General features: G+C 71.3%; 12 protein-coding genes. 1 reads left to right on the forward strand and 11 read right to left on the reverse strand.

Going from position 1 to position 16,580, the window contains the following annotated elements; all coding sequences use genetic code 11:
• The first annotated feature begins 79 nt into the window (after positions 1-79).
• Positions 80-1,468, forward strand: a complete 1,389-nt coding sequence (locus MQE23_RS08090) for an OFA family MFS transporter (RefSeq protein WP_243378679.1) — start codon at positions 80-82, stop codon at positions 1,466-1,468.
• 149 nt (positions 1,469-1,617) lie between these two features.
• On the opposite strand, the gene MQE23_RS08095 is transcribed toward MQE23_RS08090, so the two are convergent.
• The 11 genes from MQE23_RS08095 to MQE23_RS08145 all read right to left on the reverse strand — a co-directional run bounded on the left by MQE23_RS08095 (position 1,618) and on the right by MQE23_RS08145 (position 16,550).
• Complete coding sequence (locus MQE23_RS08095) at positions 1,618-2,676, reverse strand: sugar phosphate isomerase/epimerase (protein WP_243378680.1); 1,059 nt, start codon at positions 2,674-2,676, stop codon at positions 1,618-1,620.
• A gap of 81 nt (positions 2,677-2,757) precedes the next feature.
• Positions 2,758-4,176 (reverse strand): nucleotide pyrophosphatase/phosphodiesterase family protein, encoded by a 1,419-nt coding sequence (locus tag MQE23_RS08100; RefSeq protein ID WP_020270546.1) that lies wholly within the window; start codon positions 4,174-4,176, stop codon positions 2,758-2,760.
• Complete coding sequence (gene eboE, locus MQE23_RS08105; RefSeq protein WP_243378681.1) at positions 4,173-5,342, reverse strand: metabolite traffic protein EboE; 1,170 nt, start codon at positions 5,340-5,342, stop codon at positions 4,173-4,175. Before eboE ends, MQE23_RS08100 begins: the two co-directional genes overlap by 4 nt.
• A 3-nt stretch (positions 5,343-5,345) precedes the next feature.
• Positions 5,346-6,284 carry a TatD family hydrolase gene (locus tag MQE23_RS08110; protein WP_243378682.1) on the reverse strand — a complete coding sequence of 313 codons (939 nt, stop codon included), beginning with the start codon at positions 6,282-6,284 and terminating at the stop codon, positions 5,346-5,348.
• Positions 6,284-7,030 (reverse strand): EboA domain-containing protein, encoded by a 747-nt coding sequence (locus MQE23_RS08115; protein ID WP_020270543.1) that lies wholly within the window; start codon positions 7,028-7,030, stop codon positions 6,284-6,286. Before MQE23_RS08115 ends, MQE23_RS08110 begins: the two co-directional genes overlap by 1 nt.
• Entirely contained in the window at positions 7,027-7,998 is a 972-nt protein-coding gene (locus MQE23_RS08120) for a sugar phosphate isomerase/epimerase family protein (protein ID WP_243378683.1), read from the reverse strand. The genes MQE23_RS08115 and MQE23_RS08120 overlap by 4 nt, the downstream gene beginning before the upstream one ends.
• Positions 7,995-8,900 (reverse strand): SCO3242 family prenyltransferase, encoded by a 906-nt coding sequence (locus MQE23_RS08125; RefSeq protein WP_243382536.1) that lies wholly within the window; start codon positions 8,898-8,900, stop codon positions 7,995-7,997. The genes MQE23_RS08120 and MQE23_RS08125 overlap by 4 nt, the downstream gene beginning before the upstream one ends.
• A gap of 131 nt (positions 8,901-9,031) precedes the next feature.
• Positions 9,032-10,246: an inositol-3-phosphate synthase gene (locus MQE23_RS08130; protein WP_243378684.1), complete on the reverse strand. Its 1,215-nt coding sequence runs from the start codon at positions 10,244-10,246 to the stop codon at positions 9,032-9,034.
• Between the two features lie 93 nt (positions 10,247-10,339).
• Entirely contained in the window at positions 10,340-14,062 is a 3,723-nt protein-coding gene (locus MQE23_RS08135; protein ID WP_243378685.1) for a ThuA domain-containing protein, read from the reverse strand.
• Positions 14,063-14,325: 263 nt separating this feature from the next.
• Complete coding sequence (locus MQE23_RS08140; RefSeq protein ID WP_020276530.1) at positions 14,326-15,324, reverse strand: sugar phosphate isomerase/epimerase family protein; 999 nt, start codon at positions 15,322-15,324, stop codon at positions 14,326-14,328.
• Between the two features lie 14 nt (positions 15,325-15,338).
• Positions 15,339-16,550 (reverse strand): Gfo/Idh/MocA family oxidoreductase, encoded by a 1,212-nt coding sequence (locus MQE23_RS08145; RefSeq protein WP_037673038.1) that lies wholly within the window; start codon positions 16,548-16,550, stop codon positions 15,339-15,341.
• Positions 16,551-16,580 lie beyond the last annotated feature (30 nt).

The following is a 16,580-nucleotide window of genomic DNA, read 5'->3' on the forward strand; positions in this document are numbered from 1 at the left end:
CCCGGGACCCGCACGCGCACGAAAGGCATGGGACAGGGGGCGCTGGCCAGATCTTTCGACGCAAGGGGTGCGACACGACATGACAACGACCGATCTGCCCACCACGGTTCCCTACCGGGAGGTCACCGACGCGAACGGCCGCGTCTACCGCCTCGGTGAGACCGACATCGACATCATGGGGCGCAAACGCAAGTGGATGGTGATCCTGCCCTGGATCGGCATGATGGGCATCTCCTCCGCCGAGTACGCGTTCGCGTCCGCAGAGGAGACCCTGCACACGGCGCACAGCTGGAACAGCATGCACATCTTCTGGATGATGACCGTGTGGGTCTTCTTCCAGGCCGCGGTGGCCTTCCCCGCGGGCAAGCTGCGTGAGAGCGGCAAACTTCCGGCCCGCTGGGCGATGATGTGCGGCGCGGCGGGCACGCTGCTGGGCTACCTGTCACTGGCCTTCGCACCGCACGTCGTCTTCGCCTACATCGGCTTCAGCATGTTCAGCGGTATGGGCGCGGGCATGGTGTACGCCACCTGCGTCAACATGGTGGGCAAGTGGTATCCGGAGCGCAAGGGCGGCAAGACCGGCTTCGTCAACGGCGGTTTCGCCTACGGCTCGGTGCCCTTCGTCTTCCTCTTCAACGGCTACATGGACCTCACCAACTTCCGCTGGGTGCTGGTCTCGGTCGGCCTGTTCCTGGCCGGGATCGTGGCGTGCTCCGGCTACTTCTTCAAGGATCCGCCGAAGAACTGGTGGCCCGCCGACATCGACCCGCTCAACCCGCCGAAGGACCCGCGCGCGGCCCGCTCGATGCGCATGAACCCGCCGGCGGTGCGCCAGTACTCCCCCAAGGAGGCGTGGAAGACCGGCCGGGTGGCCCTGATGTGGTTCTGCCTGGCCTGTACGTCCGGTGTGAACATCTTCGGCATCGCCTTCCAGGTGGAGATCGGCGAGGAGGCCGGATTCGCCGGCGGGATCGTCGCCACGGCCATGTCCCTGAAGGCCATCGTCAACGGCACCGGCCGCGGTGTCATCGGCTGGCTCTCCGACCTCTACGGCCGCAAGCGGTGCCTGCTCGTGGTGTGCGTCATCCTGGGCCTGTCGCAGTACGGCATCCTCTGGTCGGCGAACGCGGAGAACCTGCCGCTGTTCCTCGTCTTCTCCTCCATCTCCGGCTTCGGCGGCGGCGCCATCTTCCCGATGTTCGCGGCCCTCACCGCCGACTACTTCGGCGAGAACAACAACGCGTCCAACTACGGCATGGTCTACAGCGCCAAGCTCGTCTCGGGCCTGGGAGCGGGCATGGGTGCCGTGGTCGTCGGCGCCTGGGGACACTCCGGTGCGTTCATCCTGGCCGGCTCCATCTCCCTCTTCGCCGGCTGCGTGGCGCTGTTCCTGACCCCGCCGGGGCGCGACAAGGACAGCCGCCGCATCGCTCCCAACCCGCGACCGCTGGGTGAGGACACGACCTGACATGCCCCCGGAGCCGTCCCCGGCAAGCAGCCCGCACGCACCGTCCGGCGCCGCACACCGTCCCCTCCGCGAAAGCGACGGTTGACCCGTCCCACACGTGAGGAGGCCCCTCCCCAGCCGGGGAGGGGCCTCCTCATGTTCCTACGGCGTCAGCACTTCTCCCGCAGCGAGTGCAGATGCGCGCTGGAGCGGCGCGCGAACGTGAAGGACTCGGCCGGGTTGTCGTGCTCGGCCTGCCAGTGGTGGGCCATGCGGTGGCCGCGCAGCCGGGTCACGGCGGAGATGAACCGCTGGTAGTCGATGTCGCCGTCGCCGACGTCGGTCATGCGGTAGCCGTACGGGTTCGACGGATCGCTCTCCCCGTCCTTCACGTGGAACAGCGGGTAGCGGTCGGGCTGCCTGAGGACGTAGTTGAGCGGTTCGAACGGCGCGGACGTGCCGTCGGGCCGCTTGGAGAAGCGGAACTGGCCGACGTACGCCCAGTAGATGTCCATCTCCAGGTAGACGAGGTCCGGGTCGGTCTCCTTGAGCAGGACGTCGTAGAGGCGGACCTTCGGGTTGTCGGTGGCGAAGCTGAACTCCTCGGAGTGGTTGTGCTGGTAGAACTTCATGCCTCTGGCCTTCGCCGCCGCGCCGTAGGTGTTGAATTCCTCGGCGGCGCGCTTCCAGGCGTCGACGGTCGAGCCGTAGCGGAACGGTCCGGCGGCCGTGCCGATGTGCTTGAGGCCGAGGGCCTGGGCGTCGTCGAGGACCTTGGTGAGGTTCTGGGCGAAGGTGTAGGCGTTCGGGTCGCTGGAGTAGTAGCCGACGTGGCTGCCGATCGGGTTCAGGCCGTGGTTGCGGGCCAGCCGCTTGAGCTGGGCGAGGGTGATGGGGCCGGCCGAGCCCTGGGTGTAGCCGGCGAACTCGACCTCGTCGTAGCCGTACTTCTCCAGTTCGGCGAAGACGGGGCCGAAGCCGAGGGTGGAGACCTTGTCACGGAGGCTGTAGAGCTGGATGCCGAGGCGGCCGGGCGGCAGGACGCGGCGGCCGCGGCCCTTGGCACCGGAGGCCGTGCCGGTGGCCCCCGACGCGTTGCCGGTGGCGGCTGTCGCGGGGGCGGCGGCACCGAGCAGGGCGGCGGCGGTGGCGCCTGCGGCCACGCCGAGCATGCCTCGTCTGCTGAGGCGGTGGGTGAGTTCGGGGTCGGGCTGGGAGAAGCGGCTCATGCGTGGAACTCCTCGTGATCGCGGGGCGTTGTCAGTGGTGAGTGCTTCACTTGTGACCAGTCGGTACTGAGGGTTACGGCCTCAGTCGAGACCGGCGAGTCGGAGCAGCAGTGACTTCACATCGGTGGCCGCGACGCGGTCGCCGACAGCGCGGGGGGTGGAGCAGATGAGGAGCGGACCGTCGTCGTCGCTCGCCGGAAGGCGGCCGTGGCTGCCGCGAATAGGTGAGGGGTCCAGGGGCACGACCGCCATGCGGTAGCGCATGCCGAGTTTCTTGCGCGCCAGCGCGGTGGCCGCCTTGACCTTGACGTAGGGGTCGAGGGGATCCATGAAGAGCTCGACCGGGTCGTAGCCGGGTTTGCGGTGGATCTCGACGAGCTGCGCGAAGTCGGGTGCGCGGGCGTCGTCGAGCCAGTAGTAGTACGTGAACCAGGCGTCGGGTTCCGCCACGGCGACGAGTTCGCCGGCGCGCGGATGGTCGAGGTGGTGGTCCTTCTTGCCCTCGTCGTCGAGGAGTTGCTCGATGCCGGGCAGACCGTCGAGGGCGGCCCGGGTGGCGTCGAGGTCCTCGGGGCGGCGCACATAGACGTGGGCGATCTGGTGGTCGGCGACCGCGAAGGCACGGGACGCCATCGGGTCGAGGTACTCCATGCCGTCCTGGGTGTGCACCTCCAGCAGGCCGGCGCGGCGCAGGGCGCGGTTGATGTCGACGGGCCGGTTCACCCGGGTGATGCCGTACTCGGACAGCGCGACCACCGTGCGCCCCTCGGCGCGGGCGTCGTCCAGGAGCGGTGCCATGGCGGCGTCCAGGTCGGCGGCCGCCTTCAGGGAGCGCGGGTCGTCGGGGCCGAAGCGCTGGAGGTCGTAGTCGAGGTGAGGGAGGTAGCAGAGGGCCAGGTCGGGGTGGCGGGTGCGGATGATGTGGCGGGTCGCGTCGATGATCCACCGGCTGGACACGAGGTCCGCTCCGGGGCCCCAGAAGTGAAAGAGGGGGAACGTGCCGAGTCTGTCGGTGAGTTCGTCGTGCAGTGCGGCCGGCCTGGTGTAGCAGTCGGGTTCCTTGCGGCCGTCGGCGTAGTAGACCGGACGGGGGGTGACGGTGATGTCGGTGTCGGCGCCCATGGCGTACCACCAGCAGATGTTCGCGACGGTGTAGCCGGGGTGGGCGCGGCGGGCGGCGTCCCAGAGCTTGTCTCCGGCGACGAGTCCGTTGTGCTGGCGCCACAGGAGTACGTCGCCGAGTTCGCGGAAGTACCAGCCGTTGCCGACGATGCCGTGCTCCGAGGGCATGGTGCCGGTGAGGAACGTGGACTGGGCGGCGCAGGTGACGGCGGGCAGGACGGTGCCCAGCGGGGCGCGGGAGCCGGATTGTCCGAGCGCCTTGAGGCGGGGCATGTGGTCGAGGAGACGGGGGGTGAGGCCGACGACGTCGAGGACGAGGAGCGGGGTGGGGCCTGTGCGGGCCGGGTGGGCGCTCGGGGCGGACGGGTGGGTGCTCATGGCAGCTCCTTCAGTCCGAGGTCCGTCAACAGGTCGCGGGCGAGGGTGAGTTCGGCGGCGATGCCCTCGGCGAGCTGGCTGCGGCCGCGGGGGCGCAGCTCGGGCGGGAGGGCCTGCCAGGTGTAGGTCTCGACCTCCAGGTGGCGGGTGAGCGGGACAGGGCCGCCGACGAGCCGGGTGAGCGCGGTCTTCAGGACCGGGAGTGTGGAGGTGAGGGGTGCGGCGGGGGCCGCGTGCAGCGGGACGTGGAAGTGGGCGCGCCAGGGTGCGCCGTCGGGCAGGGCGTGGCCGGCCACGGCCTCGTCGAGGTCGTCGGTGGCGCGCAGGCCGGCGGCGGTGGCGGTGCGGGTCTGGTGCAGGAAGCGGGGTTCGGCGAAGGCGGCGAGGGCCTCGCGGACCTCGGGCAGATGGGGGTGTTCGGCGTGCAGGGCGGCGGAGAGCTGGGATTTGACGACGGGGACGCGGGCCTCGGTGAGGGCGTCCAGGGCGGTGTGCGGGTCTTCGAAGGAGGTGGCGAGGTGGCAGGTGTCGACGCAGATGCCGATGCGGTCGTGGGCGATCGCGGTGAGCGGGGCGATGGCGTCGTGGGTGGTCTCGACGACACAGCCGGGTTCCGGTTCCAGCCCGACGCGGATGGAGCGGCCGGTCAGCTCCTCGATGGCGTCGAGGCGTTCGGCGAGGGTGTGCAGGGCGGTGCGGGCGGTCTGTGCGCGTTCGTCGTCGTACGCGGTGCGCCAGGCGAGGGGCAGGGTGGAGATGGTGCCGTCGCCGACGTCGTCGGGGAGGAGCCCGGCGAGGACGCGGGCCAGGGCGGTGGTGTGGTCGAGGCGTTCCGGGTCGGCCCAGTCCGGCTTGTACACCCGGTACTTGACCTCTTCGGCGCCGAAGCCCTCGTACGGGAAGCCGTTGAGGGTGACGACCTCGAGACCGCGCCGGTCGAGCTCGGCGCGCAGGGCGCGCAGGGCGGACGGGTCGGTGTCGAGGGCGTGGGCGGCGTCCCTGGCCAGCCACAGCCCGATGCCGAGCCGGTCGCGGCCCAGGCGGCGGCGGACGGGTTCGCAGTGGTCGCGGAGCTGTGCGAGGACGCCGTCGAGGGTTTCGGCGGGGTGGACGTTGGTGCAGTAGGCGAGGTGGACGATGGAGCCGTCGGGGTGGCGGAAGCGCATGGTTCACGCCCCCGCGGCGGGGACGCGGGCCGGCTCGCCGCCGTCTTCCGGGCCGGGGTCCGGCTCCACCGGCTCCTTCGGCTCCACCGGCTCCTTCGGTACGCCGCGGAGAATGGAGTTGCCCTCGTGGGTGGCCTCCGTGCCGGTGACGTCGAGGTTCAGGCGGCCGCTGAGCCCGTAGAAGGCGACGGGGTTGCGCCACAGCACCTGGTCGACGTCGTCCTCGTCGAAGCCCTCAGCCAGCATCAGGTCGCCGACCTTGCGGGTCTTGAGGGGGTCGCTCTTTCCCCAGTCGGCGGCGGAGTTGACCAGGACCTGCTCGGTGCCGTAGGCGCGCAGGATCGCGATCATCCGCTCCTCGTCCATCTTGGTGTCCGGATAGACGGAGAAGCCCAGCCAGCAGCCGCTGTCCTTGGCCTCCTTGACGGTGGTCTCGTTGAGGTGGTCGACCAGGACGCGTTCCGGGGGCAGTGCGGACTCCCGGACGACGTCGAGGGTGCGGCGCAGACCGGCGAGCTTGTCGCGGTGCGGGGTGTGCACGAGGGCGGGCAGGCCGTGGTCGGCGGCGAGCTGGAGCTGGGCGGCGAGGGCGGTGTCCTCGGCGGGGGTCATGGAGTCGTAGCCGATCTCGCCGACGGCCACGACGTTGTCCTTGACGAGATACCGGGGCAGCGCGTCGAGGACGGGCACACAGCGCGGGTCGTTGGCCTCCTTGGGGTTGAGCGCCAGCGTGCAGTGGTGGGCGATGCCGTACTGGGCGGCGCGGAACGGCTCCCAGCCGAGGAGGGAGTCGAAGTAGTCGAGGAAGGAGGCGGGCGAGGTGCGGGGCTGGCCGAGCCAGAAGGAGGGCTCGACGACGGCGCGGACACCTGCGGCGTGCATGGCCTCGTAGTCGTCCGTGGTGCGGGACGTCATGTGGATGTGGGGGTCGAAGATGCGCATCAGGACTCCTTGCCGTGGGGGTGGTCCGTGCCGGGGGCGGGGGGCACGGACTCGGTCAGGTCCAGGACGCGGTACAGGTCCTCGGGGACGGTGCGGCCGGCTGCGGTGCGTTCGGCGGCGTAGTCGCCCAGCATGCGGGCGAGTTCACCGTCGCCCCGGGCGCGCCGGGGCAGGTCCGCCACGTGGTCGACGGGGACACCGGTGAACAGGCACTTCAGCACGGCGTGGCGCCAGTCGTGGGGGGCCAGGTGCCGGGCGGCGTACGGGCCGACGGCGGCGGTGAGGAGCCGGGTGTCGTTGGTGCGCAGGGCGTCCTCGACGAGCGGGAGGGCACTGGAGCCGGACACGAGGTGGGGCAGGGCGTGCAGGACGGCGCGGCGCTCGTCGGCGGTGCCCTGGAAGTACACCCGGGTCAGGGCGTCGGTGCCGGCACGGGCCGCGTCGAGGATGAGGACGCGTGCGGCGTCGGCGTAGGCGGCACCGCAGCGCCGGCCGGCCTCGGCGAGGCGCAGTTCCCACGCGGAGATGGGCCCGTGGATGCCGGGGTGGGCGGCGGCCTCGTCGAGGGCGTGCTCGAGCCAGTCGCGGGCGGCGGGGTCGAGGTGGGCGGTGAGGTGGCGGCGGAGGTCGTCCAGTGAGGAGGTGAGGGCGGTGTCGAGGGTGGGGTGGGTGCTGTGGGCCTGGGTGTCCTGGGTGTCCTGGGAGCCGTCGGTTCTTACCGCTGGTGTGGTGCGGGGACGGGTCATGGGGTGCTGCTCCCTTCAGGGGTGGCGGAGGGAGCGCCGTGGGGTGGCGCGGCCTGCTGGAGGGCCGGGGCAGGGCGCGGCGAGGCGGTGGCCGCGGTCTGCTCGGCGTGGCGGAGGAACGGGAGGGAGTGTCCGGCGTAGTGCGGGCCGGCGTGGGAGTGGCGGGGCAGTTCGACGACGGTCAGGCCCTGGTAGCCGGTGGCGGCGAGGGCCGCCAGGACCGGCGGGAAGTCGATCTCCCCGTCACCGAAGGGCAGGTGCTCGTGGACACCGCGCCGCATGTCCTCGATCTGGACGTGCCGCAGCCAGGGTGCGGCGGCGCGCACGCAGTCGGCGGGAGAAAGGGGTTCTAGGCACTGGCAGTGGCCGATGTCGAGGGTGAGGCCGAGGGGTTCGGGGTCGCCGAGGATGCGGCGGAGGTGATGGAAGTCGTCCAGGCTGGCGAGGAGGTGGCCCGGCTCGGGCTCGACGGCGAGCGGAACGCCGGCGGACGCGGCGGCGTCCAGGACGGGCGTGAGGGTCTCGGCGAGGCGCTTCCACGCGGTGTCCGTGTCGGTGCCCTCCGGGACGATCCCGCTGAAGCAGTGGACCGCGTGGGCACCGAGGTCGGCCGCGACCCGCACGGCCCGCAGCAGGAGGTCGGCACGGCGGGCCCGGTCGCCGGGGTCCGGGTCCAGCAGGGAGGGACCGTGTTTGCGGCGCGGGTCGAGCACATAGCGGGCGCCCGTCTCCACGGTGACACCCAGTCCGAGCGCGTCCAGCCGGTGCGCGACCCGGCGGGTGCGGGCGGCGAGGTCCGGGGCGAGCGGGTCGAGGTGCATGTGGTCGAGGGTCAGCCCGACTCCGTCGTAGCCGAGGTCGGCGAGAAGGCGGAGCGCGTCGTCCAGCCGGAGGTCGGCAAGGCCGTTGGTGCCGTAGCCGAAGCGCAGGGGCCGGCGGGCGTCGAGGGGAGAGGTCCCTGCATTCACGTCACGCTCACCTTCTTCGCGAACCGCGCTCCCAGCGGGGCCAGCGCCGCGATGAGGAGGGCCGTGGCCGTGCCCTTGGAGCGGGCGGTCAGGGTGGCCTGGAGGGGGATCGTGGCGCGGATGCCGGCGCCGACGGCTCGTTGGGTGAGCGGAGGTGAGGGGTTGAGCGTGGCGTGGAAGTAGGGGCGGGCGGTGGCCGCGACGTAGGCGGCCGCGAGGGCGGTGGTGAGGTGTGCCGTGGGTTTCCGGCCGAGCGCAGCTCCTGGAGGCGGAGTCGCTCGTACCCCGAGAAGGCCATGAGCGGCTGTCCCTCGGTGGTCCGACGGGCGGTGCGTCACCACACGGGTCAGCAGGGCGGTCGTCGCGAGGGCCGCCAGGGGGACCAGGGGTGAGCCGCCCTGGGCCTCCTGGCGGGAGACCGTCGTGACGGCCAGGGTGTGGGTGCCGAGGAGGGCCGCCGACGGCAGCGCCTGGCGGGTGCGGCCGGTGGTGGCCGCGGCTCCCAGGAGCAGGTCCAGTCCGCGGGCCGCGCCCATGACCACGGGTCCGGCGGGCGTGTGCTTCACGCCGAGGTCGTACGCCCAGACGGTCGCCGCCAGGGGCGCGGCGACGGCCAGGGCAGGGCGGCCCGCGCGGGCGGCCAGGGCCAGTCCGGCTCCGGTGAGGGCACAGGCCACGGTGAGTGCGGCGGCGGGGCGGATGCGGCCGGAGGGCAGGGGGCGGTGCGGGCGTTCAACGGCGTCGACGTCGCGGTCCGCCCAGTCGTTGAGGGCCATGCCGGCCTCGTACAGGCAGAGGGAGGATGCAATGGCGAGCAGGGTTCGGGCGTTGGGCGGTGCGCCGGTCGCGGCCGTGCCGGCGAGGGCGTCGCCTGGCACACTGAACAGGGCGGGCAGGCGCAGGAGTTCGGCCCAGGCGCGTCGCCGGTGTGCACGGCCGGCAGCTCCGCAGGACGCCGTGCGGCAGGGGTTCTTCTCCTTGACGGCGTCCCCCGCACCGTCCCGGTTTGCGGGAGGCTGCTCGCGACGTCCCGTCACGGCCGGTCCCCCGTCCCGCGTACCTCCCGCGCCGGATGGGCGGCCCCGTCTGCGGCGTCCTCCCGTTCGGCTGCTCCCTCCCCCGCCTCTCCCTCGCGGAGCCTCCCCGCGAACCGGATCAGCGCTTCGTACTGCTCGGCCAGGCCCGAGGGCGCGTCCCCCACCGGGTCCTTGAAGTAGAAGGCGAGGGCGTCGAGCGGGCCGGACAGGCCCGACTCGTGGGCACGGGCGGTCAGCCGTGCGAGGTCGAGGGCGAGGGGTGCCGCCAGGGCGGAGTCGCAGCCCTGCCAGGTGGTCTGGAGGATCATGCGGGTGCCGAGGAAGCCGTCGAAGGCGATGTGGTCCCAGGCGGTCTTCCAGTCGCCGAGGGCGGGGACGTCGTCGATGTGGGTCTCGCCCTGGGGGGTGGTGCCGAGGGTGTCGGTGAGGACCCGTTCTTTGCCCGCGTTCTTGGCCGCCGCGGCGGCCGGGTCGGCCAGGGCGGCGCCGTCGCCGCCGCCGAGCAGGTTCGTGCCGGACCAGGCGCGGACGGTCAGGGCCCGCTGGGCGAACATGGGGCCGAGTACCGAGCGCAGGAGGGTCTGGCCGGTCTTGCCGTCGCGGCCGGCGTAGGGCAGGCCGCTCCGTTCGGACTCGCGGGCGGCGGCGGGGTGGTGCATGCCCTCGGAGGGGGTGAAGTTGACGTAGGGGCAGCCCGCGCGCAGGGCCGCCAGCGCGTACAGGGTGCTGGCCGGCAGCGGTGCGTCGGGCCCCTGCGAGGCGGGCTCGGTGGAGGCGACGTTCACCACGACGGCCCGATCCAGTTCATGGCGGTGGAGGAAGTCGCGGATGTCGTCGGCGAAGGCCGTGATCAGTTCGGTCTCGCTCCGGGTGTCCCCGGGAGTGGGGCCGCCGGGCCTGATCTCCCGGTCGGCGGCGGTGAGTTCGGCAGCGACTGCGGTGGCGATGCCCGGCGGGAGGACGCCACCGGCGGTCAGGGTCTCGGCGCGTTTGGGCAGGGGGCAGTCGACGGTGTCGTGGCCGCCGAAGACGAGGTCGGACAACGCGGGCAGACCGCTGTCGGTGAACGCCGGTGTCTCGGTCACCATGCCGGTGGGCAGGTGCAGTCCCGCGGCGACGGCGGCGCACCCCGTGACGACGGTGGTGGCGACGGAGCCGCGGGCTCCGATCAGCCACACCCCCACACGCGGTCGGGAGAGGGACGCGGACATGTGCAGCCTCCTGATCGTGCGCGAGTGCGCGAACCCGGGGGGAGGGACGGGAGACGGCGGGCGGGGGTCCGGCGTCCCCGCCCGCCGCCGCTCTCAGCCACCCGTGACGGGCAGTTCCTTCAACTGGATGTTGCGGAAGGAGACCTGGTCGTCGGCGCCATGGTTCTGGAGGCCGATGTAGCCGTCGGTCAGGCTCCGCTGGGGGTCCTTGTTGGTGAAGTCGTTGATCTTGACTCCGTTGAGGTACACCTGGAGGCGTTCGCCCTGGACCTTGATCTCGTAGGAGTTCCACTGGCCGGGCGGCCGCAGGACCTGGTCACGGGCCTTGATGTTCGCCGACTTGAACGAGTAGACGGAGCCCGTGGTGCGGTCGGCCGCGTCCGTGGCGTCGATCTGGATCTCGTAGCCCTTGTTCACCGCGGACCAGGGGTCGTCGGAGGCCGGGAAGCCCACGAAGATCCCGGAGTTGTCGTCGCCCCGCATCTTCCAGTCGAGCTTGAGGGAGTACGACTTCAGCTCCTTGGCCTGGTACCAGAGCAGGCCCATGCCGCCCTCGGTCTCCAGGGTGCCGTCCTTGACGTTGAACTTGCCGGGACCGGCCTGCTTCCAGCCGTCCAGGGTCTGGCCGTTGAAGATCTTCCGGTAGTCCTTGCTCGGCTTGCAGTCCGCCTTCACCTGGCCGGTGGCGTACTTCAGGCCGCCGAGCAGATGGGCGCGGAAGGCCTCGTCGGCGTAGGACTCCTTGGTGTGGCCGCCGCCGGTGTAGAAGGACCGGCCGCCGCCGTAGCTCTGGCACCAGGCGATCGGGTGGTCGCCCTTCATGTTCCCGCCCTGGTAGGTGGTCTCGTCCAGGGTGGCGAGGACCTTGGCCTGCTCGCGCGGGTTGGTGCGGTAGTTGTACCACTCGTCGGTGCGCTCCCAGGCGTCGCCCAGGTGCGCGGTCGACGGGTGGTCGTGGTCCTCGACGCGGACGGTGGCCTTCTGGATGGCCGGGTGCGAGTCGAAGTAGGCGCCGACGAGGCCGCCGTAGAACTCCCAGTCGTACTCGGTGTCGGCGGCGGCGTGGATGCCCATGTAGCCGCCGCCGTTCTTCACGTAGTTCTCGAACGCCTTCTGCTGCTCGGCGTCGAGCACGTCACCGGTGGTGGACAGGAAGGCCACCGCGTCGTACTTGGCGAGGTTGGCGGTGGTGAACTGCTTCGCCTCCTCGGTGGCGTCGACCGTGATGCCGGCCGGTCCGCCGAGCTCCTTCAGCGCGGCGATGCCGGCCGGGATGGAGTCGTGGCGGAAGCCCGCGGTCTTGGAGAAGACCAGGACCTTCTTGCCGCCCTTGAACGGCTCCTTGGAGAACTCGAAGTCGTCCACGTCGTACAGCGCGCCCTCGCCGCCCTTGAAGACCAGGTAGATGTCGGTGGTCTTCTTCGGCAGCGACCGCAGCGGCACGTCGACGTTCTGGAACGTCTCCCAGCCGCCGGTCGGCGGGATGTACGCCGAGCCGTGCAGCGGACCGTCGGGCGAGCCGGTGCGCAGCTCGATGAAGCCGCCCGCGCCGCCGGAGGAGGCCCGCACGGTCATCTTCTTCTGCCCGTCGAACCGGTAGGGGCTGAAGGAGATCCAGTCGCCGTCGTCGATATTGCCGACGGTCTTGCCGCCGTTGGCGCCGGTCTTCTCGATGACCGACACGCCCGACTGGGTGGTGAAGTGCTCGCCCTGGCGGTGCAGCGGCTGGAGCACGGCGCGGGCGGTGCCGGTCAGGGCCTCCTGGCCGTTCGCCCCGCCGTCGGTGTAGCTGGCGCCGACGACGCCGTAGATGTCGGCGTTGGGGTCGTGGCCGCCGTCACCGGGGGGCGGCTTCAGGGTGCCCTCGCAGCCCATCTCGCTGGTCAGCTCGTGGGCGTGGGAGTCGTGGCCGAGGCTGTAGACGACCTTGACCTTGGAGCAGTCGACGGTCTCCTCGGGGTCGGTGACGGTCACCTTGAACGGGACGGGCTTGCCGAATTCGGCCAGGGTGCCGTTGCCGGGAACGTCGATCCGCACCTTGGGCTCGGTGTTGCCGACCACGATCCGGACGCTGGCGTTGCCGGTGTTGCCCTCGGGGTCCTTCGCGGTGAAGGTGGCGCTGTAGGTGCCGACCTTCTTGTACTTGTGGGTGGGGTTGAGGCCCTCGCCCTTGGTACCGTCGCCGAAGTCCCAGCTGTAGGTGAGGTCCGGGGAGTCGGCGTCCTTGGCCGAGCCGGTGAACTTGACCTTCAGGCCGGCCGCCCCGGACGTCTTGTCGGCGCTCACCTCGGCGATCGGCGAGAAGCCGTCCTCGGCGTTCTCGATCCGGTACAGCGCGGAGTTCTCGTCGCCCTGGAACCAGGAGACGCCGTAGTCGAGGACGTAGAGCGCGCCGTCGGGGCCGAACTCCATGTCCATGATCTGGGTGCCGGTCCACGGGAAGTCGTTGATCTTCGCGACGGAGCCGTTGTCGTTCTGCTCGATCCGCTTGATCCACCGGCGGCCGAACTCACCCGCGAAGAAGTCGCCGTCGTACGCCTCGGGGAACTTCACGCTGGAGTCGAGCTCCGGGTCGTAACGGTAGACCGGGCCGGCCATCGGGGACTCGGAGCCGTCGCCGAACTCGGGCACGGAGCCGCCGTCGTACGGGATCCAGGCGGCCTGCGCGGGCGGCAGGTCGACCAGGCCCGTGTTGTACGGCGAGGTGTTCTTCGGGGCGTCGCAGTCGAACTTCTCGCCGGACTCCTTGGTGGCGAAGTCGTAGTCGACGTAGGCGTCGTTGGCGCCGGTGCAGAAGGGCCAGCCGAAGTTGGCCGCCTTGGTCACCTTGGCGAACTCGACCTGTCCGCCCGGGCCGCGCTTGGGGTCGGCGGCACCGGCGTCGGGGCCGTAGTCGCCGACGTACACGATGCCGGTCTTGTCGTCGACGCTCATCCGGAACGGGTTGCGGAAGCCCATCGCGTAGATCTCCGGACGGGTCTTCTCCGTGCCCGGGGCGAAGAGGTTGCCCTGCGGGATCGTGTACGAGCCGTCCTCGGCGACCTTGATACGCAGGATCTTGCCGCGCAGGTCGTTGGTGTTGGCGGAGCTGCGGCGGGCGTCGAAGGCCGGGTTGCGGTTCGGCCGGTCGTCGATCGGCGTGTAGCCGTCAGAGGCGAAGGGGTTGGTGTCGTCGCCGGTCGACAGGTAGAGGTTGCCGTCCGCGTCGAAGTCGATGTCGCCGCCGACGTGGCAGCAGGTGCCGCGGGAGGCCGCGACGTCGAGGACCTTCTTCTCGCTGGCCATGTTCAGCGTGCCGTTGGCGTTCAGCACGAAGCGGGAGAGGCGGTTGACGCCGTCGAACTTCTTGAAGTCCTCGGCGGTGCCGGTCTCCGGGGCATCGCCCGCGGGGGTGTCGAGCGGCGGGGCGTAGTAGAGGTAGATCGCCCGGTTGTTCTTGAAGTCCGGGTCGATGCCGACGCCCTGGAGGCCTTCCTCGTCGTGGCTGTAGACGGGGATCTTGCCGGCGACCTTGGTGACGCCGCCCTGGTCGGTGAGGCGGAGCGTGCCGTCGCGCGAGGTGTGCAGGACGCTGCGGTCCGGGAGCACGGCGAGCGACATCGGCTCGCCCGTCTCGGGTTCGCCCTTGGCGAGCGGCACCTGCTGGAACTGGCCCTCTGCGGCTGCCGGTTCGTCCTGTTCCGCTTGGCCGGGTTGGGCTCCGGCGATGGTGGCGGGGGTGCCCACGGCGAGGAGCAGGCCGGTGAACAGGGCGACGGTGGTGCGCAGCCTGGGCCGCCTGGGGGTGCGGGTGCTTCTGGGTCTGGTTCTGTGCACGAAGTCCCTCCGGGAACGGGGTGGGCCGTACGGAATGGGTGCGGAGCGTGCGGTGCGGGCGCCGGGGTGCGCCGTCACCCCGGAGGTACGTGTGTCCTGAACGCTTCAAGGAAGGTAACCGTGTCCGTCCTGGGCCAACACCCCTTGGATCAGGATCGGTTGAGCTTCCTCCCAGCACAGGACAGAGCAGGATCCGGGCAGGTCGGAGGGGGGACCGGCCGGTGGAACCGGTCCCCGTCCCCGACCAGCGCCGGGTGCCTGGTTCAGCTGTTGAACGCGGCGTCGAAGGACGCGCTGGGCGGCTCGAAGTCGAACGCCTTGAGGCGGGTCAGCGCCTCGGGAGCGCCCTGCAGCCGGTCCATGCCGGCGTCCTCCCACTCGACCGAGATCGGGCCTTGGTAGCCGATGGAGCGCAGCATCCGGAAGACGTCCTCCCAGGGGACGTCACCGTGCCCGGCGGAGACGAAGTCCCAGCCGCGCCGGGGGTCGCCCCAGGGCAGGTGGGAGCCGAGCCGGCCGTTGCGTCCGTCGAGGCGCTTACGGGCCTCCTTGCAGTCGACGTGGTAGATGCGGTCGCGGAAGTCCCAGAGGAAGCCGACCGGGTCGAGGTCCTGCCACACGAAGTGCGAAGGGTCGAAGTTCAGGCCGAACGCGGTGCGGTTGTCGACGGCCTCCAGGGCCCGCTGCGTGGTCCAGTAGTCGTAGGCGATCTCGCTGGGGTGGACCTCGTGCGCGAACCGCACCCCCTCCGCGTCGAAGACGTCCAGGATCGGGTTCCAGCGGTCGGCGAAGTCCTGGTAGCCGCGCTCGATCATCGCGTCGGGGGCGGGCGGGAACATGGCGACCAGGTGCCAGATGGCGGAGCCGGTGAAGCCGATGACGGTGTCGACGCCGAAGGCGGCCGCGGCGCGCGCGGTGTCCCTCATGCGGTTCGCGGCCCGCTGCCGGACCCCTTCCGGGTCGCCGTCGCCCCAGATCTCTCCCGGCAGGATCGCCTGGTGGCGTTCGTCGATGATGGCGTCGCAGACGGCCTGTCCGACCAGGTGGTTGGAGATGGCCCAGCACTTGAGGCCGTACTTGTCGAGGAGTGCCCGGCGGCCGTCCAGGTACGACGGATCGGCGAGGGCCTTGTCGACTTCGAAGTGGTCGCCCCAGCAGGCGAGTTCGAGGCCGTCGTAGCCGAAGTCGCGGGCGAGCCGGCAGACCTCTTCCAGCGGCAGGTCGGCCCACTGGCCGGTGAACAGCGTGAACGTACGCGGCATGCGCGTCAGCCTCCTCAGACCGCGATCGGTGTGTAGACGGAGTTCTTCTCGGCGCTCTCCTCCACGGCCGCGAGTACGCGCTGCACCTGGAGCCCGTCGGCGAACGAGGGCTCGGGGCGGCGGCCCTCGGCGATGGCGTGGACGAGGTCGCGGGCCTGGTGGACGAAGGTGTGCTCGTAGCCGAGGCCGTGGCCCGGCGGCCACCAGGCGTCCAGGTAGGGGTGGTCGGGTTCGGTGACGAGGATGCGGCGGAAGCCCGCCTCCGCCCCGGGTTCGGTGCCGTCGTGGAAGGACAGCTCGTTGAGCCGCTCCAGGTCGAAGGCGAGCGAGCCGCGCTCCCCGTTGAGTTCGATGCGCAGGGCGTTCTTGCGGCCGGTGGCGTAGCGGGTGGCCTCGAAGGAGGCGAGGGCGCCGGAGGGGAAGCGGGCCGTGAACAGGGCGGCGTCGTCCACGGTGACCTCACCCGTGCCGGCGGCCGAGACGGCGGACAGACCGCTCGTGGCGCCGGTGGGCAGGGGCCGCTGCCGTACGAAGGTCTCCGTCAGCGCGGAGACGCCCGCCAGCCGCTCCCCCACCAGGTACTGCGCGAGGTCGATGATGTGCGCGCCCAGGTCGCCGAGCGAGCCTGAGCCTGCCTGTTCCTTGCGCAGCCGCCAGGTCAGCGGGAACTGCGGGTCGACCAGCCAGTCCTGGAGGTACGTCACGCGCACGTGCCGCAGTGCGCCGAGGCGGCCCTCGGCGACCATGCGCCGGGCCAGGGCGGTGGCCGGCACCCGGCGGTAGTTGAAGCCGACCATCGCCACCTGCCCGCGCCGGTAGGCCTCTTCGGCGGCCCGCACCATCGTGGTGGCTTCCTCGACGGTGTTGGCCAGCGGCTTCTCGCACAGGACGTGCTTGCCGGCCGCGAGGGCGGCCAGCGCGATCTCGGCGTGACTGTCGCCGGGGGTGCAGATGTCGACGAGGTCGATGTCGTCGCGTTCGACGAGGGCACGCCAGTCGGTCTCGGTGGACGCCCAGCCGTGGCGGTCGGCCGCCGCCCGCACGGCGGTGGCGTCCCGGCCGCAGATCGCGGCCTGCACGGGGTTCAGCGGCAGGTCGAAGACACGGCCCGCGGTGCGCCAGCCCTGGGAGTGGGCGGCGCCCATGAAGGCGTAGCCCACCATCCCCACGCGCAGGGGTGGCTTGCCTGCCTCGGTCCCATCTGACTGCGCTTGCGGCTGTCCCATACGGGTGTCCTCCTCGTCCTGGTCGGGGTG

Source organism: Streptomyces sp. HP-A2021 (genome assembly GCF_022807935.1).
In the GTDB taxonomy this organism is placed as follows: Bacteria; Actinomycetota; Actinomycetes; order Streptomycetales; family Streptomycetaceae; genus Streptomyces; species Streptomyces afghaniensis.